The sequence below is a fragment of the Mesorhizobium sp. M5C.F.Ca.IN.020.32.2.1 genome, assembly GCF_004023105.1.
GTDB lineage: Bacteria > Pseudomonadota > Alphaproteobacteria > Rhizobiales > Rhizobiaceae > Mesorhizobium > Mesorhizobium wenxiniae.
In genome coordinates this window covers 1-1,653 of record NZ_RZSX01001138.1, presented here as the reverse complement: position 1 = coordinate 1,653, position 1,653 = coordinate 1, and the positions used below count along the sequence as shown (strand labels likewise).

The window sequence follows — 1,653 nt, the reverse complement described above, 5'->3', positions numbered from 1 at the left end:
GACCAAGACGCTGGCGCTGGACGGCCGGCCTTATGACATCGCCTGCGGCCAGATCGACATCGGCAACGCCTTGACCGACATGGCGCAGGCGATGACGGTCGGGGTGCCGCAAGCCAATGGCTCCATCGCCGCCGAAGCGGTGATGGATGCACAGCAGGTCGCCAATGCCGTCGTCCATATGGCCAGCCTGCCGCTCGACGCCAATGTACTGTTCATGACCGTGATGGCGACGAAGATGCCGTATGTCGGGCGAGGGTAGTCGCTCGAAGACTCGACGGGCGGTCTAAGACTGCGTAGCCGAAAGCGGCACGCCGGGAAGATACAGCGAAATGGGGCGGATTTCGTAGACGGCGGTTGGATTGACGCGGCGTAGGTCGCGCGCAATCGCGATCGCGGCATCGCGCGTGGCGCAATCGACGACGTATAGTCCCAACAATTGCTCCTTGGTCTCGGCGAAAGGCCCGTCAATGACCATTCCGGCGCCCGGCCCGCGCAAGGTACACGCGTCTTGTGTCGCCCCGAGCCGCGCTGCCGGGCCAAGGGAGCCTTCGCGGTATAGCCGTTCGTTGATCTGGAGCAGGTCGGTCATCAGCGCCGCATCCTCCTCCGGCGTCAGCGCCGCGACCACTTCTTCCACGTGATAGGCGAGGATGGCATAAAACATCTGACGTCACCTTTCTTCGGTCGTGAATTCTTTCGCCGGACGCGCAATGAGCGCTGTAGCACTTTGATTTGCGCATGATCACCAGCGAAAATCGATTTCGATTTTCGCGGTCATACGTTTTGTCCTCACTTGCCCAGAAATGCCTCGATCCGCTCCAGCGCGCGCAGGATGTTCTCTTCGGAATTGGCGTAGGACAGCCTGATATAGCCTTCGCCGAGAATGCCGAAATCAGGTCCGCCAATCAGCGCCACGCCGGCATCCTCAAGCAAGGCAGACGCCAGCTTCTTGGCCTTCCAGCCAGTTTTTGAGACGTTGGGGAAGGCATAGAACGCGCCCTTCGGTGTGATGCAGGACACGCCTGATAAGGCGTTCAGCCCTTCGACCACGACTTTCCTGCGGCGGTCGAAGGCGCGCATCATCTTGTCGACGTCGTCCTGCGGACCGTCGATGGCGGCGATGCCGGCATATTGGCTCGGGGCATTGACGCAGGACCAGCAATTGACTGCCAGCTTGCGCACCTTGTCGTAGAGGTGGGCGCCCTTGTCGCCGTTCGGCCAGACCGACCAGCCCATGCGCCAGCCGGTCATCGCCCAGGTCTTCGACCAGCCGTTGAGCACGATCAGCCGGTCGCGGATTTCAGGGAAATTCAGCAGCGAGCAATGCGTCTCGCCGTCATAGGTCATCACGTCGTAGATCTCGTCCGAAAGGATGGCGATGTCCGGGTGTGCTTCCAGTCCTTTGACCAGCTTCTCGATCTCGGCGCGGGGGGTAACCCCGCCGGTCGGGTTGGCCGGCGAGTTTAGGATCAGCAGCCTGGTCTTTGGCGTGATCAGCGCCAGCGTCTCCTGCGCCGAGAACGCAAAGCCATTCTCCTCGCGCATCGGCACCGGCACCGGAGCAGCACCGGTGAACTCGATCATCGAGCGATAAATGGGAAAGCCGGGATCGGGATAGAGAATCTCGGCGCCCGGTTCGCCGAACATCAGGAT

General features: G+C 61.5%; 2 protein-coding genes and 1 pseudogene. 1 reads left to right on the top strand and 2 read right to left on the bottom strand.

Going from position 1 to position 1,653, the window contains the following annotated elements; genetic code table 11:
• Positions 1–259 (top strand): annotated as a pseudogene (locus EOA86_RS33670) (3-oxoacyl-ACP reductase); the annotation flags it as partial.
• Between the two features lie 24 nt (positions 260–283).
• On the opposite strand, the gene EOA86_RS33665 reads toward EOA86_RS33670, so the two are convergent.
• Positions 284–664, bottom strand: a complete 381-nt coding sequence (locus EOA86_RS33665; RefSeq protein WP_029349689.1) for a YciI family protein — start codon at positions 662–664, stop codon at positions 284–286.
• A gap of 125 nt (positions 665–789) precedes the next feature.
• On the bottom strand, positions 790–1,653 hold an 864-nt coding region (locus tag EOA86_RS33660; RefSeq protein WP_128345487.1), incomplete at its 5' end, for an aminotransferase class I/II-fold pyridoxal phosphate-dependent enzyme.